The organism is Microbacterium deferens, from assembly GCF_045517775.1.
In the GTDB taxonomy this organism is placed as follows: Bacteria; Actinomycetota; Actinomycetes; order Actinomycetales; family Microbacteriaceae; genus Microbacterium.
In genome coordinates, this window is the sequence record NZ_JBEUWT010000002.1 from 298647 (window position 1) to 319101 (window position 20455).

At 70.6% G+C, this 20455-nt stretch carries 20 protein-coding genes and 1 tRNA gene; 13 read left to right on the top strand and 8 right to left on the bottom strand.

The features are described 5' to 3' along the window. Positions 1-22: 22 nt before the first annotated feature. Together galE and ABTU82_RS11630 are read left to right on the top strand one after the other, a co-directional pair. Positions 23-1054: a UDP-glucose 4-epimerase GalE gene (gene galE, locus ABTU82_RS11625; RefSeq protein ID WP_407173579.1), complete on the top strand. Its 1032-nt coding sequence runs from the start codon at positions 23-25 to the stop codon at positions 1052-1054. A 113-nt stretch (positions 1055-1167) separates the two neighbouring features. Further along, positions 1168-1869, top strand: a complete 702-nt coding sequence (locus ABTU82_RS11630) for a FadR/GntR family transcriptional regulator (protein WP_116647899.1) — start codon at positions 1168-1170, stop codon at positions 1867-1869. 9 nt (positions 1870-1878) lie between these two features. Here ABTU82_RS11630 and ABTU82_RS11635 read toward each other — a convergent pair whose 3' ends face one another. From ABTU82_RS11635 to ABTU82_RS11645, 3 genes are all read right to left on the bottom strand, one after another. Next, entirely contained in the window at positions 1879-2649 is a 771-nt protein-coding gene (locus tag ABTU82_RS11635; RefSeq protein ID WP_407173580.1) for an HAD-IIB family hydrolase, read from the bottom strand. A 78-nt stretch (positions 2650-2727) separates the two neighbouring features. Next, positions 2728-2801, bottom strand: a tRNA-Pro gene (locus ABTU82_RS11640). Positions 2802-2923: 122 nt separating this feature from the next. Then, complete coding sequence (locus tag ABTU82_RS11645; RefSeq protein ID WP_407173581.1) at positions 2924-4426, bottom strand: hypothetical protein; 1503 nt, start codon at positions 4424-4426, stop codon at positions 2924-2926. A gap of 124 nt (positions 4427-4550) precedes the next feature. Here ABTU82_RS11645 and ABTU82_RS11650 point away from each other — a divergent pair, with 124 nt between their 5' ends. Beyond that, complete coding sequence (locus tag ABTU82_RS11650; protein ID WP_407173582.1) at positions 4551-5564, top strand: endonuclease/exonuclease/phosphatase family protein; 1014 nt, start codon at positions 4551-4553, stop codon at positions 5562-5564. 12 nt (positions 5565-5576) lie between these two features. On the opposite strand, the gene ABTU82_RS11655 is transcribed toward ABTU82_RS11650, so the two are convergent. The 3 genes from ABTU82_RS11655 to ABTU82_RS11665 all read right to left on the bottom strand — a co-directional run bounded on the left by ABTU82_RS11655 (position 5577) and on the right by ABTU82_RS11665 (position 9515). Continuing rightward, positions 5577-5927 carry a VOC family protein gene (locus ABTU82_RS11655; RefSeq protein WP_116647904.1) on the bottom strand — a complete coding sequence of 117 codons (351 nt, stop codon included), beginning with the start codon at positions 5925-5927 and terminating at the stop codon, positions 5577-5579. Positions 5928-5999: 72 nt separating this feature from the next. Then, positions 6000-6923 carry a metallophosphoesterase gene (locus ABTU82_RS11660; protein WP_407173583.1) on the bottom strand — a complete coding sequence of 308 codons (924 nt, stop codon included), beginning with the start codon at positions 6921-6923 and terminating at the stop codon, positions 6000-6002. Further along, entirely contained in the window at positions 6924-9515 is a 2592-nt protein-coding gene (locus ABTU82_RS11665) for a transglycosylase domain-containing protein (protein ID WP_407173584.1), read from the bottom strand. 100 nt (positions 9516-9615) lie between these two features. Between ABTU82_RS11665 and sp36 the strand changes: the two genes are divergently transcribed. Both sp36 and ABTU82_RS11675 read left to right on the top strand, forming a co-directional pair. Beyond that, positions 9616-9834 carry a Sp36 family protein gene (sp36, locus tag ABTU82_RS11670; protein ID WP_116647906.1) on the top strand — a complete coding sequence of 73 codons (219 nt, stop codon included), beginning with the start codon at positions 9616-9618 and terminating at the stop codon, positions 9832-9834. An 11-nt stretch (positions 9835-9845) separates the two neighbouring features. After that, on the top strand, positions 9846-10298 hold the full coding sequence (locus tag ABTU82_RS11675) for a RidA family protein (protein WP_407173664.1): 453 nt from the start codon (positions 9846-9848) through the stop codon (positions 10296-10298). A gap of 33 nt (positions 10299-10331) precedes the next feature. Here ABTU82_RS11675 and ABTU82_RS11680 read toward each other — a convergent pair whose 3' ends face one another. Together ABTU82_RS11680 and acs are read right to left on the bottom strand one after the other, a co-directional pair. After that, complete coding sequence (locus ABTU82_RS11680; RefSeq protein WP_407173585.1) at positions 10332-10499, bottom strand: hypothetical protein; 168 nt, start codon at positions 10497-10499, stop codon at positions 10332-10334. Beyond that, positions 10496-12472: an acetate--CoA ligase gene (gene acs, locus ABTU82_RS11685; RefSeq protein ID WP_407173586.1), complete on the bottom strand. Its 1977-nt coding sequence runs from the start codon at positions 12470-12472 to the stop codon at positions 10496-10498. Before acs ends, ABTU82_RS11680 begins: the two co-directional genes overlap by 4 nt. A 365-nt stretch (positions 12473-12837) precedes the next feature. Here acs and ABTU82_RS11690 point away from each other — a divergent pair, with 365 nt between their 5' ends. The 8 genes from ABTU82_RS11690 (at position 12838) to ABTU82_RS11725 (ending at position 20448) form a co-directional block, all read left to right on the top strand. Next, positions 12838-13902 carry a TadA family conjugal transfer-associated ATPase gene (locus ABTU82_RS11690; RefSeq protein ID WP_407173587.1) on the top strand — a complete coding sequence of 355 codons (1065 nt, stop codon included), beginning with the start codon at positions 12838-12840 and terminating at the stop codon, positions 13900-13902. Then, positions 13890-14783, top strand: a complete 894-nt coding sequence (locus ABTU82_RS11695; RefSeq protein WP_407173588.1) for a type II secretion system F family protein — start codon at positions 13890-13892, stop codon at positions 14781-14783. The genes ABTU82_RS11690 and ABTU82_RS11695 overlap by 13 nt, the downstream gene beginning before the upstream one ends. 50 nt (positions 14784-14833) lie before the next feature. Beyond that, the gene (locus ABTU82_RS11700) at positions 14834-15082 is read left to right on the top strand and encodes a DUF4244 domain-containing protein (RefSeq protein WP_407173589.1); all 249 of its coding nucleotides are present in this window, start codon (positions 14834-14836) and stop codon (positions 15080-15082) included. Next, positions 15079-15435 carry a TadE family type IV pilus minor pilin gene (locus ABTU82_RS11705; RefSeq protein ID WP_407173590.1) on the top strand — a complete coding sequence of 119 codons (357 nt, stop codon included), beginning with the start codon at positions 15079-15081 and terminating at the stop codon, positions 15433-15435. Before ABTU82_RS11700 ends, ABTU82_RS11705 begins: the two co-directional genes overlap by 4 nt. Further along, the gene (locus tag ABTU82_RS11710) at positions 15435-15764 is read left to right on the top strand and encodes an Rv3654c family TadE-like protein (protein WP_407173591.1); all 330 of its coding nucleotides are present in this window, start codon (positions 15435-15437) and stop codon (positions 15762-15764) included. The genes ABTU82_RS11705 and ABTU82_RS11710 overlap by 1 nt, the downstream gene beginning before the upstream one ends. A 62-nt stretch (positions 15765-15826) precedes the next feature. After that, complete coding sequence (gene topA / locus ABTU82_RS11715; protein WP_407173592.1) at positions 15827-18577, top strand: type I DNA topoisomerase; 2751 nt, start codon at positions 15827-15829, stop codon at positions 18575-18577. Next, positions 18574-19221 (top strand): dTMP kinase, encoded by a 648-nt coding sequence (gene tmk, locus ABTU82_RS11720; RefSeq protein ID WP_407173593.1) that lies wholly within the window; start codon positions 18574-18576, stop codon positions 19219-19221. The genes topA and tmk overlap by 4 nt, the downstream gene beginning before the upstream one ends. 60 nt (positions 19222-19281) lie before the next feature. Continuing rightward, on the top strand, positions 19282-20448 hold the full coding sequence (locus ABTU82_RS11725) for a DNA polymerase III subunit delta' (RefSeq protein ID WP_116648936.1): 1167 nt from the start codon (positions 19282-19284) through the stop codon (positions 20446-20448). The last annotated feature ends 7 nt before the right edge of the window (positions 20449-20455 follow it).

Below are 20455 nucleotides of genomic sequence, written 5' to 3' on the forward strand. Positions count from 1 at the left end.
CGCAAGTCGGTAGCCTGGAGGCATGCGCGTACTCCTTGCCGGCGGTGCCGGTTACGTCGGAACCCACACGGCGGTAGCCCTCCTCGACGCCGGCCACGAGGTCGTGCTGCTCGACGATCTGTCGGGCACGCAGGCGGTCGCCGCCGCCCGCGTGGAGCAGATCACCGGCAGGTCGGCCCCGCTGGTGGTGGGGGATGCCGCCGACGACGCGGTCGTGGAGGCCGTCTTCGCCGAGCACGGCCCGATCGACGCGGTCATCCACCTCGCCGCGTTCAAGGCCGTGGGGGAGTCGACGCAGCAGCCGCTGAAGTACTACTCCAACAACCTCGACACCACGTTCGCGCTGCTGCGCGCCGGGGTGGCTCACGGCATCCGTTCGTTCGTCTTCTCGAGCACGGGCACCGTCTACTCCGACCCCGCCGACCTCCCCTTCACCGAGGAGTCGACCACGAGCGTCGACCTCTCGAACGCCTACAGCAAGTCCAAGCGCATGAACGAGGTCGTGCTCGCCGACGTCGCCCGGGTGAACCCCGAGCTGAACGTCACCGTGCTGCGCTACTTCAACCCGGTCGGCGCCCACCCGAGCGGTCTGATCGGCGAAGACCCGTCGGGCATCCCCAACAACCTCATGCCGTACGTCTCGCGCGTCGCGATCGGCACCCTCGACCGCATCGGCGTCTTCGGCAACGACTACGACACCCCCGACGGCACGGGCCTGCGCGACTACATCCACGTCGTCGACCTCGCCGAGGGCCACGTCGCGGCCCTCGAGAAGGCCGAGCCCGGCTTCGCGATCTTCAACCTCGGCACGGGGATCCCCGTGAGTGTGCTGCAGCTCATCGCCTCCTTCGAGGCGGCGGTCGGTCGCGAGCTGCCGACCGAGATGCTCCCGCGCCGCGCGGGCGACGTCGCCGCGACGTACTGCAACCCGTCGAAGGCCGCGCGCGACCTCGGTTGGCGCACGCGCCTGGGCATCGACGACGCGTGCCGCGACTACTGGAACTGGCAGAGCACGAACCCCCAGGGCTACAGCACCGCCGCCGCCACCGCCTGAGACACGCGAATCGGCCGAGACACACCGCCAGGCGCGTTGTCTCGGCCGATACGTGCGTCTCGCGCGCCCCGCCCCGGCAGCGGGCTATCGTGGGGACTCCTCCGGAGGTGAACATGCCGAACACGGCACCGCGTGCCTGGCAGGTCGTGCTCGAGAAGATCGAGGGCGATCTGCTCGCCGGTCGTCTCGGGCCGGGCGACAGGCTCCCTCCCGAGCGCGACCTCTCGGTGCAGCTCGGCGTCGGGCGCTCGAGCGTTCGCGAAGCCATCCGCGTGCTCGAGGTGCTGGGGCTCGTGCGTACGGGCACGGGTTCGGGGCCGACGTCGGGCGTCACGATCGTGGCGACGCCCCGCGGCGGTCTGTCGGCGCTGCTGCGACTGCAGGTGGCCGCGAACGGGTTCGACATCGCCGATGTCGTCAGCACGCGTGTCACCCTCGAGTCGGCCGTCGTGGAGGCGCTCGCCGCCGCCGACGCGCCCGACCTCACCCAGGTACACGCCGCCCTCCACGAGATGGAGGGGCCGGAGCTGCCGATCGCGGAGTTTCTCGCGCTCGACCGGGCGTTCCACGTCGCGCTGTCGGAAGCATCCGGAAACGCGGTCGTCACCGCCATCATGGTGGGTCTGCGCACCGCGATCGACGCCTACGTCGAGGCGGGGGCACTGCGCGTGACCGACTGGGACGCCACCGCAGCACGACTGGTTCGCGAGCACCGCGCGATCGTCGGCGCCGTCGAGCGCGGTGACGCCCCGGAGGCGCAGCGGCTGGTGCGAGCGCACATCGCGGGATATTACGCCGAGGCCGTCACGGCCTGAGCGGACGGCTCAGCGGACGGGGAGCGTGGGGATGAGGGCCTCGAGGTACTCGGCGGTGTCTTCCCAGCCCTCGACCGCGTGGCACTCGACGCCCATCGCGAGCACCGGGTAGTCGTTGCCGTCGGGGTCGAGGCGATCGCCGACGAACAGCATGTCGTCGAGCGAAATGCCGGTGGCGTCGGCGAGCTGGTTCATGCCGTAGGCCTTGTCGATGCCGCGGTGGGTGATGTCGATCGACGTCGACCCGCCCGAGCGCACCTCGAGGTCGGGGATGCGTGCGGCGACCGCCTCGCGCAGGGTGTTCTTCTTCTCTCCGGTCGGGTCCCACGCCTTCTTGGCGTCGAGGGGGGCCTTCTGTCCGAGCGCGGAGAACGTGATCTGCGATCCGCGATCTTCGAGGATGTCGCCCCAGGTCTCGCTGGCCCACAGTCCGAGGCGCCGGGCCTCCTCTTCGACCGCCGCGAGGGCGCGGGTCTTCTCGTCGTCGGTCAGCGAGTGCGCGTACACGGTCTCGATGCCGGCCGGTGTGAGCAGGTAGTACTGCGTGCCGCACGTCGGCAGCAGGTGCATGTGGCTGAGCAGATCGGCGGATGCTGCGGGCAGCCGCTCGACGACCTGCGAGCGGAACTGCGCGAGTTGCCCACCGGAGATGATGGCGACTTCGACGCGCTCGGCGAGGGCGATCAGGAGGTCGCCGATCCGCGGGTCGATCGCGGTCTTCGAGGGGGCGAGGGTGTCGTCGAGGTCGAAGGCGACGAGGCGGGGCGTGAGGTCGGGCACGGGGCTCCTGTACGAGACGTCCAATGAATGAAAGAAGGCTCCGTCAGGCGACGGAGCCTTCTCGCTCATGATATTCAGTCGGGGTGACAGGATTTGAACCTGCGGCCTCGTCGTCCCGAACGACGCGCGCTACCAAGCTGCGCCACACCCCGGAGCAACCACACGAGTCTACCCCGTTCTGAGGGATGGTTCGAACCGCGGACGCAATGAGATGGCCGACCGCCCGCCGACGGCGTGAGGGGCGCGCATCGGCGGACGGCGGCGTTCGGGGAGGTCAGGGGGATGCTGTTGCTCGCCGCCGCTGGCGAAGATGCGCCAGGAGGGCGGTTCCGAGCAGCAGCGCGGCCCCGCCGGCTCCGGCGATGCGCGGCGTGAGAGCGTCGCTGCCGGTCGCCGCCAGCGTGCGCGTGGGTTCCGCCGGGGGCTGCGCCGCCGGGGGCTGCTCGTGCTTCGGCTGCTCGGGCGGGGGAGGAGCCGCCACGGTCACCATCTGCGCGGCGACACCGAAGTTCTCCGTCCACGAGAACCCGGGGGGCAGGTGGGGGACGGTGGCGGGCTGCTGCTCGCTCGCATCGATCTGCCAGACGGCGGTGTAGACGCCCGGCCCGGGCAGTTCCCACTCGGAGGTGACGCGGTAGACCCCGGGCCCGGTCGCCGGGTCGCTCTGCAGCGCGAGGTCTCCCACGTGCTTCGCCTCCGCGGGTACGGCCTCGGTCTCGGGCACGACGGCCTCGGTGCGGTAGACCTTCGCGGTGGCGCGGAGCACCACGAACGTGCCGTCGGCCGCGCGCGGCCACGCCCCCTCGATCGCGGAGAGCGTCACGTCGTCGACGAAAGCGCCACCGTCGATCTCGGGCTCGGCGACCCGAGTCGTCAGACCGGGGGTGAAGACGACCGGGCGGGGCGCAGCATCCGTCGCCTCGGCGGTGAACTCGACGTCGCCCCCGGGGCCGGCCGTGTCCTGACCGCCGGGAGTGGTGACGTGGCGGACGGCCGGGGCGAAGGCCGCCGAACCGTGTGCTCTCGCGTGAACGCTGAAGGGTGCGCCATCGTCGGTCGGGGGAGCGGCAACGATCGCGTACTCGGTGCCGGGGGCCGCGTCGGCGCGCTCGGGCGAGCCCGTGTCGGCGAACACGGCGTTCGTGAGGGCGATGTTTCCCGCCGCCGAGGCATCGAGCTGCACGGTGCCCCGCCGCGGATCGGCGGTGTCGGTCGTCAACGTCAGGGTCGCCGAGCTCGACGGCACGGTCACGGCCATCCCTTCGGCGTAGTAACCCTCGGCGAGCGACCCCACGCGGTCGCTGTGCTCGGGGGCGAGCTTCGAGAACGTCCAGTGCACCGCCTCGGCGAGCGAGTCTCCGGGGTACCCCCACGCGTGCAGGGTCGCGTCTCGATTCGCGATCGACTTGACCGCCCATCCGACGGCTGCCGCCTGCGCCGGGTCTGTGGTCTGCCCGTACTTCGTGACGACGAGGTTGATCCCGGCGAGCTGATGCGGCGTGAGACCCGCCGCCGAACCGCTCACTCCGTGGTCGACCGAGGTGCCGGTCGGCAGGGGGAGCCCCGGGATGATGCAGTAGGTGTGAACCCCGCCGACGAGCATCGAGCCGTGCCAGCCGTGCGCCGACACCGGCGCCCACGTTCCGAAGCCCGCCCCCTGATCGGCCGCCCGAGCGGGAGGTGCGGTCCACAGCGCGCCGACGAGGGCGAGCACCAGGCACAGGACGAGCGCCGCGGGGGCGCGAAGACGGGGGAGGGAGACGGGCACGGTGGGCATCGCGGCATCCTTTCGACGGGGTATTCGTCGATCGTGCGACGCGAGCGGATGCTGCGGAGCCTGCGGGCAGGTGGATGTGGAGAAGTCGCGCGGAAGCCGGGTTGGGGAGGAGAGGCGTGATGTCATGGATTCCGTGAAACCACGACGCCACCGCCCTGCGCTGTTCGCCGTGACGCTCGCTGTCAGCGTGCCCCTGGTGGTGCTCACGGCCTGGCCGCAGGCGTTCGGGGCGCAGACGGCACCGGTCGTGGCGCAGGTCATCGCGTTCCGCGGGCCGCTCGCAATCGCCTTGCTCGCGATCGCCCTGGTCACCTCGATCATCGCGGTCATCAGACGTCGGTGGTCGGTCTCGGCGGCTCTCGCGATCGCCGTCGTAGCTGCCGCGGTGATCAACGGCGGCGTCGTGCTCGCGCGCGCAGGGGGCGCTGAGAGCACCGGCGGTGAGCTCACGGTCGTGGCGTGGAACACGCAGGGCGGCGCTGCCGCACCGTCGGCCATCGCCCGATTGGTGCAGGAGACCGGGGCTGAGATCGTGAGCCTCCCCGAGACCGACGCGGACGCCGCTGCCGAAGCCGTCCGGATGCTCGCCGAGCGGGGCGTGCACATGTCCACGGACACCACGTACGGCGGGACGGGGTACTCGCCGATCCCCACGTCGATCCTCATCGCCGGCGAGCTGGGCGAGTATCGGGTGGACGCGTCGGCGGGATCGACCCCTGGCCTCCCGAGCGCCGTCTGGCGGCCCGTTTCGGGTGAGGGGCCGACGATCGTCGCCGCGCACCCCATGCCGCCCCTCCCGGGAAGCCTGAACCAGTGGCGCGAGGGTCTGCGCTGGGTCGCTGACCGATGCGATGCGCCGAACGTGATCGTCGCGGGCGACCTCAACGCGACCGTCGACCATCTCTCCGGAACCGGGCGCGGCCCCGCACTCGTCGGAGCGTGCGCCGATGCCGCTTCGGAGGTGGGCGCGGCCGCTATCGGCACCTGGCCTACCCGTGCTCCCGCCTGGCTCGCGTCGCCGATCGATCACGTGCTCGTCGGACCGGCCTGGTCGGTGCGAGGGTTCGACGTGGTGACGTCGTTCGACGATGCCGGGAGCGATCACCGCCCCGTCGTCGCCGAACTCGAGAGGCGCTGAGCCGCGACCTGCCTACGCCAGTTCGGTGACGAAGCCGATCTTGTTTCCGTCGGGATCGATCAGCTCGAAGAACTCGACCACGCCTTCGAAACGTTGCATCTCGCCGACCGTCAGGCCCCGCGACTCCAGGTCGCGCCGCAGCGCCGTCGCGTCGGCGACGCTGATGTTCACCGAAATGCCCTCGCGGCCCGCAAGATCGGGGGCGGCCGCCAGCTGCAACCAGAAGGGGCCGAGGTCGAACTCGACGAGACCGTCCAGGGGAATCTGATCGGGCTCGCCGAGCGAGAGCGCCGTTCGGTACCAGTCGGTCGCACGGTCGATGTCGCGGACGGGTATGCCCACCGTCACGGCTTTCGCATCCATGCCGTCACGGTAGCGCCAACCAGGACCGATGCTCCAGAGCAGAAACCGCAGGCCGCGCGGCCGCCACGGCGATCAGCGCGGCAGGAGCGTGAGGAGCGTGACCTCGGGGCGGCAGGCGAACCGCACCGGGGCGTAGATCGAATGCCCGAGGCCGGCGCTGACGTTGAGCGGCGCGGTGCGTCCCTCGTGCGTCCACTCGCTCAGACCGCGGGCCTGGTCGAGCGGGATGTCGCAGTTCGCGACGAGTGCATCGCGGCTGCCCGGGATGCGAACCTGTCCGCCGTGGGTGTGGCCGGCGAAGATCACGTCGGCCCCGAGATCGACGTACTCGTCGAGCACGCGGCTATAGGGGGCGTGGGTGACGCCGAGCATGAGATCGGCCTCGCCGAGCCCGCCGATCGCCGCGGGGAGCACCTCGAGGTCGTCCCAGTCGCGGTGGGCATCGTTGACGCCGAAGGCGTTGATGCGCACTCCGCGAACCTCGAGCGACGTCGCCGCGTTGTCGATCAGCGTCCACCCGAGGTCGTCGGTCAGGTAGCCGTCGAGAGCGTCGACATCCATCTGCTCGATATCGGGGCGGCGCTGCGACGGCCCGGTGAAGTAGCGCAGCGGGTTGCGGAACGACGGTCCTTGGAAGTCGTTCGATCCGTGAACGAACAGTCCCGGCACGCCCGTGAACGGCTCGAACGCCTCGCGCAGCCCCGTCAGGCCGTCGCGGTGCCCGATGTTGTCACCGGTGTTGACGATGAGGTCGGGCTCGAGTCGGGCGAGACCCGCGATCCACTCCTGCTTGCGGTGCTGCCACGGCGCCATGTGGGCATCGGAGATGTGCAGGATGCGGAGGGCATCGGCGTCACGCGGCAGCACCCGCAGGGCGTGATAGCGGACGGTGAAGAGGTAGCGCTCGATTCCCATGCCCCAGGTCGCGGCGCCCGCACCGACCGCCCCCACCGCCGCGACGGCGGTGAGGGCGGCCTTGGCCGCAGGTGCTACCACTCAGCAGGCCTTCGCGGTGTACGCGACGGTGATGGCCGTGCCGCGCGAGGTGACGGTGCCGGCGCTCGGGTTCGTGCCCGAGACGAGACCGGCGTCGGGCGCGGCAGGATCGGCCGTGCAACTGCCCGACAGCTGGGTGAAGCCCGCCGCCTGCAGTGTCGCGACCGCCTGAGCGGGCGCCGAACCCGCGACCGAGGGCACCGACGTCGCCTGGCCATTGCTGGGGCTGATGGTGATGTTCGCCCCGGAGGGTGCGCGGTTCGCGCTCTGCGACACGACGATATCGGTCGGCTGATCGGAGTCGACGGGGCTGCCCACCTGCACCGAGAAGCCCGCAGCCTCCAGCGTCGAGGTCGCCTGGTCGACCGACTGACCGACGACGTTGGGAACGTCGCGCAGCACCTGGCGCACCAGGTTGTTGTCGGGCCGCGGGAACGCATCCCCGCCGTACGCCGCGTTGGCCGCACGCTGCACGTCCTGCGCGATGTAGTAGCGGATGTTCTGCAGGCCGTTGCCTCGGTAGCTGTTCTTGAACACGTCGAGCGTGCCGTTGGCGTTACCCGCCCAGACCGCGGTGGCGACCTTGGAGCTGGATTCGACCATCCAGGTCTGCCACTCTTGGTGCGTTCCCGTCTTTCCGATCAGCGCGGTGCCGTCTCCGGTGTTCGCCCGCGAGCCGGTTCCGTTGCCTGTCATGACGCCCTGCAGTGCGAACGCCGCGGTCGCCGCGACCTCGGGCGTGATGACCTGCTCGCAGGTGCGCTCCGGCTTGGGAAGCTCCTCGCCCTTGGAGTTCGTCACACGGTCGATGACCTGCGGCTGGCAGTAGACGCCGTTGTTCGCGACGGTGCCGTAGGCACCTGCCATCGCCATCGGCGAGACCGCGTCGGGGCCGATGACCTGCGTGGGGTAGTCGACCTGGATGGGCTCGCCGTTGCTGCCGACGACGCCCATCTTCGCGGCCACCTTGCCGATGTCGCACAGGTCGAGCTGTGCGGCCATCGCGACGTAGCCGGAGTTCAGCGACTGTGCGGTGAAGCTCATGGGCGTGCCGTAGCCGCCCCCGCCCCCACCGAAGTTGCCCGGCTTCCAGGTGTTGCCGACGATGTTGCCGATGCAACTGTTCGTGAATCGACTGATCGGCACGTCTCGCCCGTTGACCGACTCGTTCACAGAGTGGCCCTGCTCGAGCCAGTCGATGAGGGTGAAGAGCTTGAAGGTCGACCCGGCCGAGAAACCGGCCGATCCTCCGAAAGTCTTGTTGCCGGCGTAGACGATCGACGTATAGGCCGGGTCGCTCGCCGCCAGGTTGCCGTCTTCGGTGAACTTCGTGTTCTGAGCGATCGCGAGCACGCGCCCTGTGGAGGCCTCGATGCTGACCGAGGTGGCGCCGTACCGCGTACCGGGCACGGACTCCGGCGCATACTCGGCCATGGCCTCCTGCGCGGCGCTCTGCACGCGCCAGTCGAGCGTGGTGTAGATGTTCAGGCCGCCCTGCTTCAGGGCGCGCTCACGGTCGACGGGCTCGGCGCCGAAAGCCGGGTCGTTGCGGACGACGGAGACGACGTACTGGCAGAAATACGCGGTCGCGCCGGTTGCGGAGCATCCGGTCTGCGCGGGAGTGATCGCAGGCGTGATGGGCTCGGCGGCGGCAGCATCGTGCTGCTCCTGGGTGATCTTGCCGTCTTCGAGCATGCGGCCCAGCACGTAGGTCTGGCGCGTCTTCGTCAGCGCGTACCCGTTGGCTGCGCCGTTGGACTCGCTATTCGGTTGATCGATGCGGTACGTATTCGGGTTCTGCACGATGCCCGCGAGAACGGCGGCCTGGCCGACGCTCAGGTCTGCTGCCGACACGTTGAAGTAGTAGCGGGCCGCGGCGTCGATGCCGTAGGTCGTACCGCCGAAGTTCGCGATGTTCAGGTAGCCGAGCAGGATCTCGTCTTTCGAGTACTCCTTCTCGAGCTGGATGGCGTAGCGCATCTCCTGCAGCTTGCGCTCGTAGCCGTCGACGCCCGACGCCTGGGTCGCTTCGAGCCAGCAGCTCTGCAGAGCTTCGTCACGCGACCTCGTCGTGGTGACTGTGCCGTCTTCTGCTGTCTCGGTCTCGGCCTGGGCGTCGCGCTCGCACCGCTGGATGAGCACGTTCTTCACGTACTGCTGGCTGATCGACGAACCGCCCTGCGTCGCACCGCCCTGAGCGTTGCTCAGGAGGGCGCGGGTGGTGCCGATGAGGTCGACGCCGCCGTGCTGGTAGTAGCGGGGGTCTTCGCTGGAGAGGATCGCGTCGTACGCGACCGGGGTGATCTGGTCGAACTCGACCGGGGAGCGGTTCTGGTCGTAGAACGACGTCAGCTCCACCCAGCCGTCTTCGCCCGCGTTCGTGTAGATCGTCGTCGGCAGCATGAGCTCGTCGATCTCGAGGTAGCTCGGCATGTTGTCGAAGATCTTGATGGCGCTGGAGGCGGCGGCGCCCGAGACGGCGATGGCCGGGGTCACGGTGGCGGTGATGAGCACACCCGCGACGACGCTGAGGCCCACGAGTCCGAGAAGACCCCCGAGCGCGCCAGTAGGCGTCCGTTTCTTGTCAGGCATAGGCTTGATGGTAAGGGAGAACCCTGGGCGATGGCTCGACAGCCCCGCCGTTTCCGTAGGCCGCGATTCCCGCGCCGACCTCGACGATTCCGGAGCCGCGATGACCACGTGGGAGTACCTCACCACACCTCTTCTCATCCACAACACCGCCGCCATCCTCAACAACTGGGGCAAGCAGGGCTGGGAGCTCGTGCAGGTGGTGACCGGCCCGGAGGGCGGGCTCGTCGCCTACTTCAAGCGCCCGACGGGCGCCGGCTCCGCGAACGCGGGGCTGGATGCTGCGGCCACCGCCGCTCAGCAGTTCGGGGAGTCGTCGTGACCGCGTCCGCCATGCTGGCCGAGCTCGGCATCGATCTGCCGAGCGTCCCGCAGCCCGCCGGCGCCTACATCCCGGCGAAGGTCTTCGGCGATCTCGTCTTCACCGCGGGGCAGCTTCCGCTCGTCTCCGGCGTGCTCCCGGCGACGGGCAAGGTCGGCGAAGGCCGCGACCTCGTCGACCCCGCCGACGCCCACCAGTACGCCCGGCTCTGCGCACTGAACGCGATCGCAGCGGCGGCCGCCGCCGTCGGCGACGTCGACCGCATCACGGGCGTTCTGAAGGTGACCGGGTTCGTCGCCTCCGTCCCGGCCTTCACCGGCCAGCCCGGGGTCATCAACGGTGCGAGCGAACTGCTCGGCCACGTCTTCGGCGATGCCGGGCGTCACGCCCGATCCGCCGTCGGCGTGCCGGTGCTCCCGCTCGACAGCCCCGTCGAGGTCGAGGTCGTCTTCACGCTCGCCTGAGCCGCAGCATCCGCCCCGGGCGCTTCGACAGGCTCAGCGACCGGGGCGGCGGTTGGAAGACTCTCCCATCGGTGCGAGCAGCGCCGCCCCGGCGATCGCACTCAGACGATGGTGACCGATCACGATGATCGCGGATGAGGCCATCGCCATCCAGACGCCGAGCACGGGTACGAACCACCGAGTGCGAAACGCTGTCGTCATCTCGTGCCGGTGACCTGACCGGTGATCGTGCTCATGACCATCGTGTCGGCGAGCGTCGTGGTGTCGCCGACCTCGCGGCCCTCGGCCACGTCGCGCAGCAACCGCCGCATGATCTTGCCGGATCGCGTTTTCGGAAGCTCTCCGACGATGTAGATGTCGCGAGGCCGGGCGATCGGGCCGATCTGCTCGCCGACCCAGCCGCGCAGCGTCGAGGCGAGGCCCTCGGCGGAGTGCGCCTTGAGGAAGCTCTGCTTGATGATGACGAACGCCACCACCGCCTGCCCGGTCGTCTCATCCGACGCTCCGACGACGGCCGCCTCGGCGACCGCCTCGTTGCCGACCAGGGCCGACTCGATCTCGGCGGTCGACAACCGGTGCCCCGAGACGTTCATGACGTCATCGACGCGGCCGAGGAGCCACACGTCTCCGTCGTCATCGAGCCGCGCGCCGTCGCCGGCGAAGTAGTAGCCCTTGTCGGCGAACTTGTCCCAGTACGTCTCCTTGAAGCGCTCGGGGTCGCCCCAGATCCCGCGCAGCATGCTCGGCCACGGTTCGGTGATCACGAGCAGTCCGCCGTTGCCGTGACCGACGGGCTCGCCAGCGTCGTCGACCACGTCGACCGTGATGCCCGGAAGGGGCACCTGCGCCGAGCCGGGCTTGGTCTCGGTGACGCCCGGAAGCGCGGAGATCATGATCGCGCCGGTCTCGGTCTGCCACCAGGTGTCGACGATCGGCGCAGTCTCGTCGCCGATGATCGTGCGGTACCACATCCACGCCTCGGGGTTGATGGGCTCTCCCACCGATCCGAGCAGCCGGAGGGACGACAGGTCGAACTTCTGGGGCACCTCGCGGCCGATCTTCATGAACGACCGGATCGCCGTCGGCGCGGTGTAGAACACGGTCACGCCGTACTTCTCGATGACCTCCCACCAGCGTCCGGGGTGCGGGGTGTCGGGGGTGCCCTCGTAGAGCACCTGCGTCGCGCCGTTGGCCAGGGGGCCGTAGGTGACGTAGGTGTGCCCGGTGATCCAGCCGATGTCGGCGGTGCACCAGTAGACGTCCGTCTCGGGGTGGATGTCGTGCACGACGCGGTTGGTGAACGCCGCCTGCGTCAGGTATCCGCCCGAGGTGTGGAGGATGCCCTTCGGCTTGCCCGTGGTGCCGGAGGTGTAGAGGATGAACAGCGGATTCTCGGCCGGGAAGCCCTCGGCCGCGTGGTCGGGCGACGCATCCGGCACCGTCTCGTGCCACCACAGGTCGCGCCCCTCCTGCCAGTCGACCTCGTTGCCCCCGCGGCGCACCACCAGCACGTGCTCGACGGTCTCCTGCACGCCCGACCCGTTGCGGTCGGCGAGGGCCATGTCGACGGCGGGCTTGAGGGCCGACACCTTGCCCTTGCGGTAGCCGCCGTCGGCGGTGATGACGAGCTTCGCGCCAGCGTCGTCGATGCGCGCGCGCAGGCTGTCGGCCGAGAAGCCGCCGAAGACGACGGAGTGGATCGCTCCGAGGCGAGCGACGGCCAGCATCGCCGCCACCGCCTCGGGGATCATCGGCAGGTAGATCGCCACGCGGTCGCCCGCACCGATTCCGAGGCCCCGCAGCACGTTCGCAACGCGCTTGACCTCGTCAGTGAGCTCGGCGTACGACACGCGGCGCTCGTCGCCGTTCTCGCCTTCCCACAGCAGCGCGAGCCGGTCGCCGTGACCGGCCTCGACGTGACGGTCGAGGCAGTTGTAGGCCACGTTCAGCTCGCCGTCGGCGAACCAGGTCGCGAACGGAGGATTCGACCAGTCGAGGCCCTGCGTGAACGGCGTGTGCCAGTGCAGTTCGCGCGCCTGATCGGCCCAGAACTCCTCGCGGTCGGCCGCGGCCCGCTCATAGAGGTCGGCGGCGCCGACGGCCGTGGCGGCGAAGTCGGCCGACGGCGCGAAGCGTCGCGTCTCCGAGAGGAGGTGATCGATCTGGCTGCTCATCGGGGCGCGCTCCCTTGCGTGGCGGATGGGAGGGCGGATGCTGCGCATCGCCCGCCGGACAGGCTCAATCTAGCCACGGGTCGGAGGTGCGACTACCTCCGATAGTTGGTCGGTCGTTCGTGCGCGTCGATCGCGTTCCCCTCGGATTGGGCATAGTATCGATGCCAGCCGAACTTCGATTCTGGCATTCGCGGCGCGCGCACCCCCCCAATCGTGCGTGCTGCGTGGCGGCACCTCATACCCCCCTATGAGGTGCCGCCTCCTCTTTTCCCGGGCGCTCCTCCCCAGCGCCTCGGCGCTGCGTCTTCTCCACCGCCGACCGCGATCGACGGCGACGAGCAGACGCTTCTTCCTACGGTCGACGAATGGTCGTCCCCTTCGTCGTCGCCCCGCGTCCGCACCATCCGCGCGCCGAGCCGGCCGAGCCCGCCTCGCTCGTCCCCGTCGTCCCCGCGGCTCGCGACGAGATCGCACCCATCGACGAGGGCTTCGTGTCGCGGCATCCGGTGCTCCAGTCGTTCGGACGCTACCTCGACGATCCCGACGTGACCGACCTCTTCGTCAACGGCGACGCCGGACTCTTCGTCGATCGCGGCGACGGGCCCCGACGCGTGCGGGAGTGGCACGCGGGCGAAAGCGACGTGCGCGACCTCGCGGTCGCGTTGATCGGGCTCGGCGGCCGGCACATCGACGACGCGACGCCGTGCGTCGACGTGCGTCTCGGCCGAGGGCTGAGGGTGCACGCGGTGCTCGCTCCGATCGCGCAGCGTGGCACGTCGATCTCGATCCGCGTGCCGAGGATGTCGTTGCCCGATCTCGACGACCTCGCCCGCGGCGGCATGGTCGACGCGGCGGGCGCCGCAGCGCTCGGCCGGCTCGTCGCCGACCGCACGAACGTTCTCATCACCGGCGCCGGCGGGGCGGGCAAGACCACGCTCCTGTCGGCGCTGCTCTCGCGCGCGCCCGAGACCGACCGCATCGTCACGATCGAAGACGTCGCCGAGCTGCGACTGCGGCATCCCCACCACGTCGCCCTCGAGGCGCGTCAGCCCAATCTCGAAGGAGCCGGCGGCGTCGATCTGGCGCGACTCGTGCGCGAAGCTCTGCGCATGCGCCCCGACCGGCTGGTGGTCGGGGAGTGCCGCGGCGCCGAGGTGCGCGACCTCCTCGGAGCCCTCAACACCGGGCACGAGGGCGGCGCCGGAACCCTGCACGCCAACGGGCTGAACGACGTGCCCGCCCGGCTCGAGGCCCTCGGCGCGCTCGCCGGTCTCGACGACCGCTCGCTCGCTCGACAGGTCGTGAGCGCGATCGGCTGCATCGTGCATCTCGCCCGCGACCCCGACGGGGCACGTCGGGTCGTGGGCGCCGCGCGTCCGGTGCTGCGCGACGATCGGCTCGCCGTGGAAGGGCTGCCGTGGGCCTCCTGACGCGGCGGGCGAAAGACGGCGGGCCGGATGCGGCGGCCACCGCCGACGCGGTGCTGCGGCTCTCGGTGCTCCTGGCTGCCGGGGTGGCTCCCGCCCGGGCGTGGACGTTCCTCGCCGACGCGGGAGACACGATGGCCGTGAGCGTCTGCGCTGCCGTCGCCGCGGGCGGCGACGCCCCCAGCGCCCTGGCGTCGGCCGGTGGCCCATGGCGCGATGTGGGGGCGGCCTGGGGCGTCGCGACCACCGTCGGAGCGCCCTTGGCGCAGAGCCTCCGCGACGTCGCCGCCGCGCTTCGCGACGGCCAGCAGGCGGCCGACGAGGTGCGCATCGCCCTCGCCGAACCTGCCGCGACCGCTCGCCTCATGAGTTGGCTGCCGCTCGTCGCCATCGCCCTCGGTCTCGTACTCGGATTCGACACCGTCACCGTGCTGGCCGCGAACCCGTTGGGCGTCGCGTGCCTCCTCGCCGGCATCGCGCTCATCGTCGCCGCGCGCCGGTGGAGCGCCTCACTCGTGCGCCGCGCCCACCCCGCGGGCGGTGTTCCAGGGATCGACGCCGAGCTCACGGCGATCGCCCTGAGCGGCGGCGCGTCGGTCGAGCGGGCGCGGGCCCTCGTCCGCGGCACGACCGAGTGCCCCGACGACGAGGTCGACGAGATCCTCGCGCTCTCGACGACGGCGGGCGTGCCGGCCGTCGAGCTGCTCCGCTCGTCGGCCTGGCTCGCGCGTCATCGGGCTCGCACCGACGGACGGCTGCGGGCGGCCGAACTGTCGTCGAAGCTGCTGCTCCCGCTCGGGGTCTGCACGCTCCCCGCATTCCTGCTGCTCGGCGTCGCCCCGATGCTGCTCAGCATCCTGTCCTCCGGTGTGCTCGTCGTCTGACACGCCGTCGTCCGTGCCCACCCCGTCCCACCACACATGAAGGAGTACGCATGACCGACACCCCGACCACCGGCAAGGACGCCACCGCCCCCGCCTCGACGGGCGACGACATCCCCACCCTCACGAGGCGCCGGGCCGCTCAGCTCTTCCACGACGACGCGGGGGCCGCCACCGCCGAGTATGCGATCGCCACGATGGCGGCTGTCGCCTTCGCCGGCCTCCTCGTCGTGATCATGCGCTCCGACGAGGTGCGCGGCATCTTGACCGACCTCGTGCGACGGGCGCTGACCTTCGAATGAGCGCGGGCCCCGCGGCGCACCGGCATCGGTGCCTCGGCGACCGCGGCTCGGTCACCGCGGAGTTCGCCGTCGTCTTGCCCGCGATCGTGCTCGTCGTGACTCTCGGGGTGGGTGCGTTGGCCGCCGGTGCGCGGCAGGTTCGCCTTCAAGACGCAGCGGCCGACGCCGCGAGGCTCGTCGCCCGCGGCGACGACCCGGGGCGTGCGCACGCGATCGTCGGTTCGGCGGGAGGCGCAGCCGACATCCAGCACCGCGGCGATCTGATGTGCGTCGTGGCGACGGCCTCCGCGCCACTCGCCCTCCCGCTCCCCGACCTCACCGCGACGTCCTGCGCGCTGGCGGGCGGCATCTGATGGCGGGCACGGTCGCCGGCGTCGGCGTCATGGCCGGCGTGATCGTCGTGACGGCGGCGCTCGCCGTCGTAGGAGCCGCCTCGGTGCACGCGCAGCGGCTGTCGGGGGCGGCGGATGCTGCGGCCCTCGCCGCGGCCGACGCCGCGAGCGGTGCGGTCGCGGGTGTTCCCTGCGACCGTGCCGCCGAGGTCGCCGCCACCGCCGGGGCCGCCGTGACGACGTGCGATCTCGACGGCGTGGTCGCCACGGTGACGGTCTCGGCGCCGTTCGGAGGGGTCGCCGCATCCGTCTCGGCCCGCGCCGGGCCACCGCCCGACGCCGCGCCCTGACAGCGACGAACGGCCTCTGCTCACAACTCGTGTGTATGGTGTGCAACGACGAAAGGACCCCAGTGGCACACGGCAAGAAGCTCGTCATCGTCGAGTCCCCCACGAAGATGAAGTCGATCCAGGGGTACCTCGGTGACGACTACGAGGTGTTGAGCTCGGTCGGTCACATCCGCGACCTCGCGAGCAAGAAAGACATCCCCGTCGAGAAGAAGGCGGCGTACGGCAAGTACTCGATCGACGTCGACAACGACTTCGACCCCTTCTACGTGGTCAACGACCGCAAGACGAAGACCGTCGCCGAACTCAAGCGCGCCCTCAAGACCGCCGACGAAGTCCTGCTCGCCACTGATGAGGATCGCGAGGGCGAAGCCATCGCGTGGCACCTGCTCGAGGTGCTCAAGCCCAAGGTGCCCGTCAAGCGCATGGTCTTCCACGAGATCACGAAGGACGCCATCCGCGCCGCCGCCGAGAACACCCGCGAGCTCGACCTCGCGCTGGTCGACGCTCAGGAGACCCGCCGCGTGCTCGACCGTCTGTACGGCTGGGACGTCTCGCCGGTGCTCTGGCGCAAGGTCGGCTCCGGCCGCGAGGGCGCCGCGCTGAGCGCCGGTCGCGTGCAGTCCGCCGCCACCCGCATGGTCGTCGAGCGCGAGCGCGAGCGCATGGCGTTCGTCTCGGCCTCCTACTGGGACGTCGAGGCGCTCGCCGCCAAGGGCGCATCCTCGTTCACGACCCGTCTGGCCCGCCTCGACGGCGCGCCCCTCGCCCGCGGCGGCGACTTCGACGACCGCGGAACGCTCAAGAAGGCCGTCGTCGTCCTCGACGAGGCCGGAGCCCGCGAGCTCGCCGCGGCGATCGAAGCGGCGGGCGTGGCCTCCGTCTCCAGCGTCGAAGCCAAGCCCGGCACGCGCAGCCCGAAGCCCCCCTTCACGACCTCCACCCTTCAGCAGGAGGCCGGACGCAAGCTCTCGATGAGCGCGAAGCACGCGATGAGCGTCGCCCAGCGTCTCTACGAGAAGGGGTACATCACCTATATGCGCACCGACTCGACGGCGCTGTCTGCGCAGGCGATCAGCGCTGCCCGCGAGCAGGCCGTCACGCTGTACGGCGACAAGGCCGTGCCGGCGAACCCCCGCACCTACCGCAACAACGCCAAGAACGCACAGGAGGCCCACGAGGCCATTCGTCCGTCGGGCGAGCACTTCCGTACGCCGTCCTCGGTGTCGGGCGGTCTCGACCGCGACGAGCAGAAGATGTACGACCTCATCTGGAAGCGCACCGTCGCCAGCCAGATGTCCGACGCCAAGTACGAGACGACCACCGTCACCCTCGTCGTGCAGGCGGGGGAGAAGGCCGCGGAGTTCACCGCATCCGGAACCGTCTACACCTTCAAGGGCTTCCTCGAGGCCTACGAAGAGGGCAGCGACGAGAAGCGTCACGCCTCCGATTCGAGCGACGACCAGTCGCTGCCGGCTGTCGCCGTCGGCGACACGGTCGACGTTCGCGACGTCGAGCCCAAGGGCCACGCGACCTCGCCGAAGCCGCGCTACACCGAGGCGAGCCTCGTCAAGGCGCTCGAAGAGAAGGGCATCGGACGCCCGTCGACCTTCGCGAGCATCATCGACGTGATCCTCGACCGCGGCTACGTCAGCAAGCGCGGGCAGGCCCTCGTGCCGAGCTGGCTCGCGTTCAGCGTCGTGCGTCTGCTCGAAGAGCACTTCGCCGACCTCGTCGACTACGACTTCACGGCGGCGCTCGAAGACGACCTCGACCGCATCGCCCGTGGCGAGCAGGGCCGGGGTGCGTGGCTCAAGTCGTTCTACTTCGGCTCCGAAGACCAGGTGGGTCTGCGCAACATCGTCGACAACCTCGGCGAGATCGATGCGCGCGAGCTCAACTCCACGCGCATCACGGATGCTGCGGTGCTGCGCTTCGGCAAGTACGGGCCCTACCTCGAGATCGCCGAGTCGGCCGACCCCGAGGCCAAACCCCGCATCGTCAACGTGCCCGAAGACCTGGCGCCCGACGAGCTCACCGCCGAGAAGGCGCAGGAGCTCATCGACGCTCCGGTCGCCGGCGATCGCGTGCTCGGCGAGAACCCCGAGAACGGCAAGCTCATCGTCGTGAAGGACGGTCGCTACGGGCCGTACGTGCAGGAGCTCGAGCCCGAAGAGCCCGAGAACGTCGACGCGGCGACGGGCGAGGTCGTCGAGGCCCCGAAGAAGCGGGGCGCCAAGAAGGTCGAAGCACCCAAGCCCCGCACGGCGTCTCTGTTCAAGTCGATGTCGGTCGACACGCTCGATCTCGAGACCGCCCTCCGGTTGCTCACGCTTCCGCGCGTGGTCGGCGCCGACCCCGAGTCGGGCGAGGAGATCACGGCGCAGAACGGACGCTTCGGGCCCTACCTCAAGAAGGGCACCGACTCGCGCTCCCTCGACAGCGAACAGCAGATCTTCGACGTGACGCTCGAGGAGGCGCTCGCGAAGTACGCCGAGCCGAAGTACGGCGCGCGCCGTGCCTCGAGCGCGCTGAAGGAGTTCGACAACGATCCGGTCAGCGGCAAGCCGATCCGCCTGAAGGACGGCCGGTTCGGGGCGTACGTCACCGACGGTGAGACGAACGCGACGATCCCGCGCGGCGAGGTCGCCCTCGACATCACCTTCGAGCGCGCCGTCGAGCTGATCGCCGACAAGCGCGCCAAGGGGCCGGCCCCGAAGCGCACGACCACGCGCAAGGCGCCCGCGAAGAAGGCGGCAGCCGCCCCGAAGAAGGCGGCCGCGCCCAAGAAGGCGGCGCCGAAGAAGACCTCGTGACCGAGGTCACGTCGGCCGGAGAGTCTCCGTCCGGTCTGTTCGTCACGCTCGAGGGCGGTGACGGCGTCGGCAAGACGACGCAGGCACGCCTGCTCGAGGAGTGGTTGGCGGGCGAGGGGCGCACGGTCGTCCGCACCCGCGAGCCGGGCGGCACCGAGGTCGGGGTGCTCATCCGCGACATCGTGCTGCACCACCGCGGCGACGTGGCGCCGCGCGCCGAAGCGCTGCTGTACGCCGCCGACCGCGCGCACCACGTCGAGACGGTGGTGCGGCCGGCGATCGCGCGCGGCGAGGTCGTGATCCAAGACCGCTACCTCGACTCGTCGGTCGCCTACCAGGGCGCCGGGCGCGTGCTCGACGCGGGCGAGGTGCGCGACCTGTCGCTGTGGGCAGCGAACGGTCTGCTGCCGCAGGTGACGGTGCTGCTCGATCTCGATCCGACCGCCGCCCGCGCGCGCCTCGACGCCGACGACAAGCCGTTCGACCGCCTCGAGTCCGAGAAGCACGAGTTCCACGCCCGGGTGCGGTCGGCCTTCCTCGCGCTCGCCGCGTCGGAACCGGAGCGCTTCCTCGTCCTCGACGCGTCCCGTCCCGTCGACGAGATCGCCGCCGCGATCCGCGAACGCGTCGCCGCCGTCCTGTGACGAGGGTGGATGCTGCGGGGCCGCGCGGCGCTGTCGTGACCCGCGTCTAGGGTGGTAGCCATGTCTGGTGCCGTGATCGACTCCGTCGGAGTCGGCGCGCCGTGGGACGCCGTGTGGGGCCAGGACGAGGCCGTGAACGCGCTGCGCACCGCAGCATCCGATCCTTCCGCCCTCGCGCACGCGTGGCTCATCACGGGCCCACCGGGGTCCGGACGCTCGACACTGGCCCGCGCCTTCGGGGCGGCTCTGATCGCCGAGCCCGGCGATACGGCGGCGATGAATCAGGTGCTCGCCGGAACGCACCCCGACATGACCGCGCTTCGCACCGAGGGCGTCATCATCTCGATCAAAGAGGCGCGCGCCCTCGTCGAGCGCTCGTACTTCTCGCCGTCGCTCGGCCGTTACCGCGTCATCGTGATGGAAGACGCCGACCGCATGGCCGAGCGCACCTCCAACGTGCTGCTCAAGGCCCTCGAGGAGCCCCCGGAGCGCACCGTGTGGGTGCTGTGCGCCCCCAGCGACGCCGACCTGCTGCCCACGATCCGATCGCGCGTGCGGGTGCTGCGGTTGCGCGAACCCGAGGTCGACGACGTCGCCGATCTGCTCGTACAGCGCACCGGTGTTGACCGCGCGGTCGCGGTGGAGTCGGCCCGGCACGCCCAGCGGCACATCGGCATGGCACAGCGGCTCGCGACCGACGCCGACGCGCGTGCGCGGAGGGCCGAGACGCTCGCCGCCGTCCTGCGGGTGCGCGGGGTCGGCGACGCCGTCGAGGTCGCGGGCCAGATCGTGCGCGTCGCCACCGACGACGCCAAGGCCCTCACGGCGGTCCGCGACGAGCAGGAGCGCGCCGCCCTGCTGCGCACGATGGGCGTCGCCGAGGGCGCCGCGGTTCCGCCCGCGGTGCGGGGGCAGGTCAACCAGCTCGAAGACGATCAGAAGCGGCGGGCGACCCGCAGTCTGCGCGACGGCATCGACCGCGTTCTGACCGACCTGCAGGCGCTCTACCGCGATGTTGTGCTGCTGCAGTTCGGGCGCGACCACGATCTGATCAACCCGGAGCTCGCCGCCGAGCTGCGCGCGGTCGCAGCCGATTGGTCGGCGACGCGCACCCTCGCGGTGCTCGACCGGATCGCGGTGACCCGCCGCAACCTCGAGCAGAACGTCGCGCCGCTCCTGGCTCTGGAGAGCATGCTGATCACCGTCGCGAACGGAAGCGAACCGTGACGCGGGT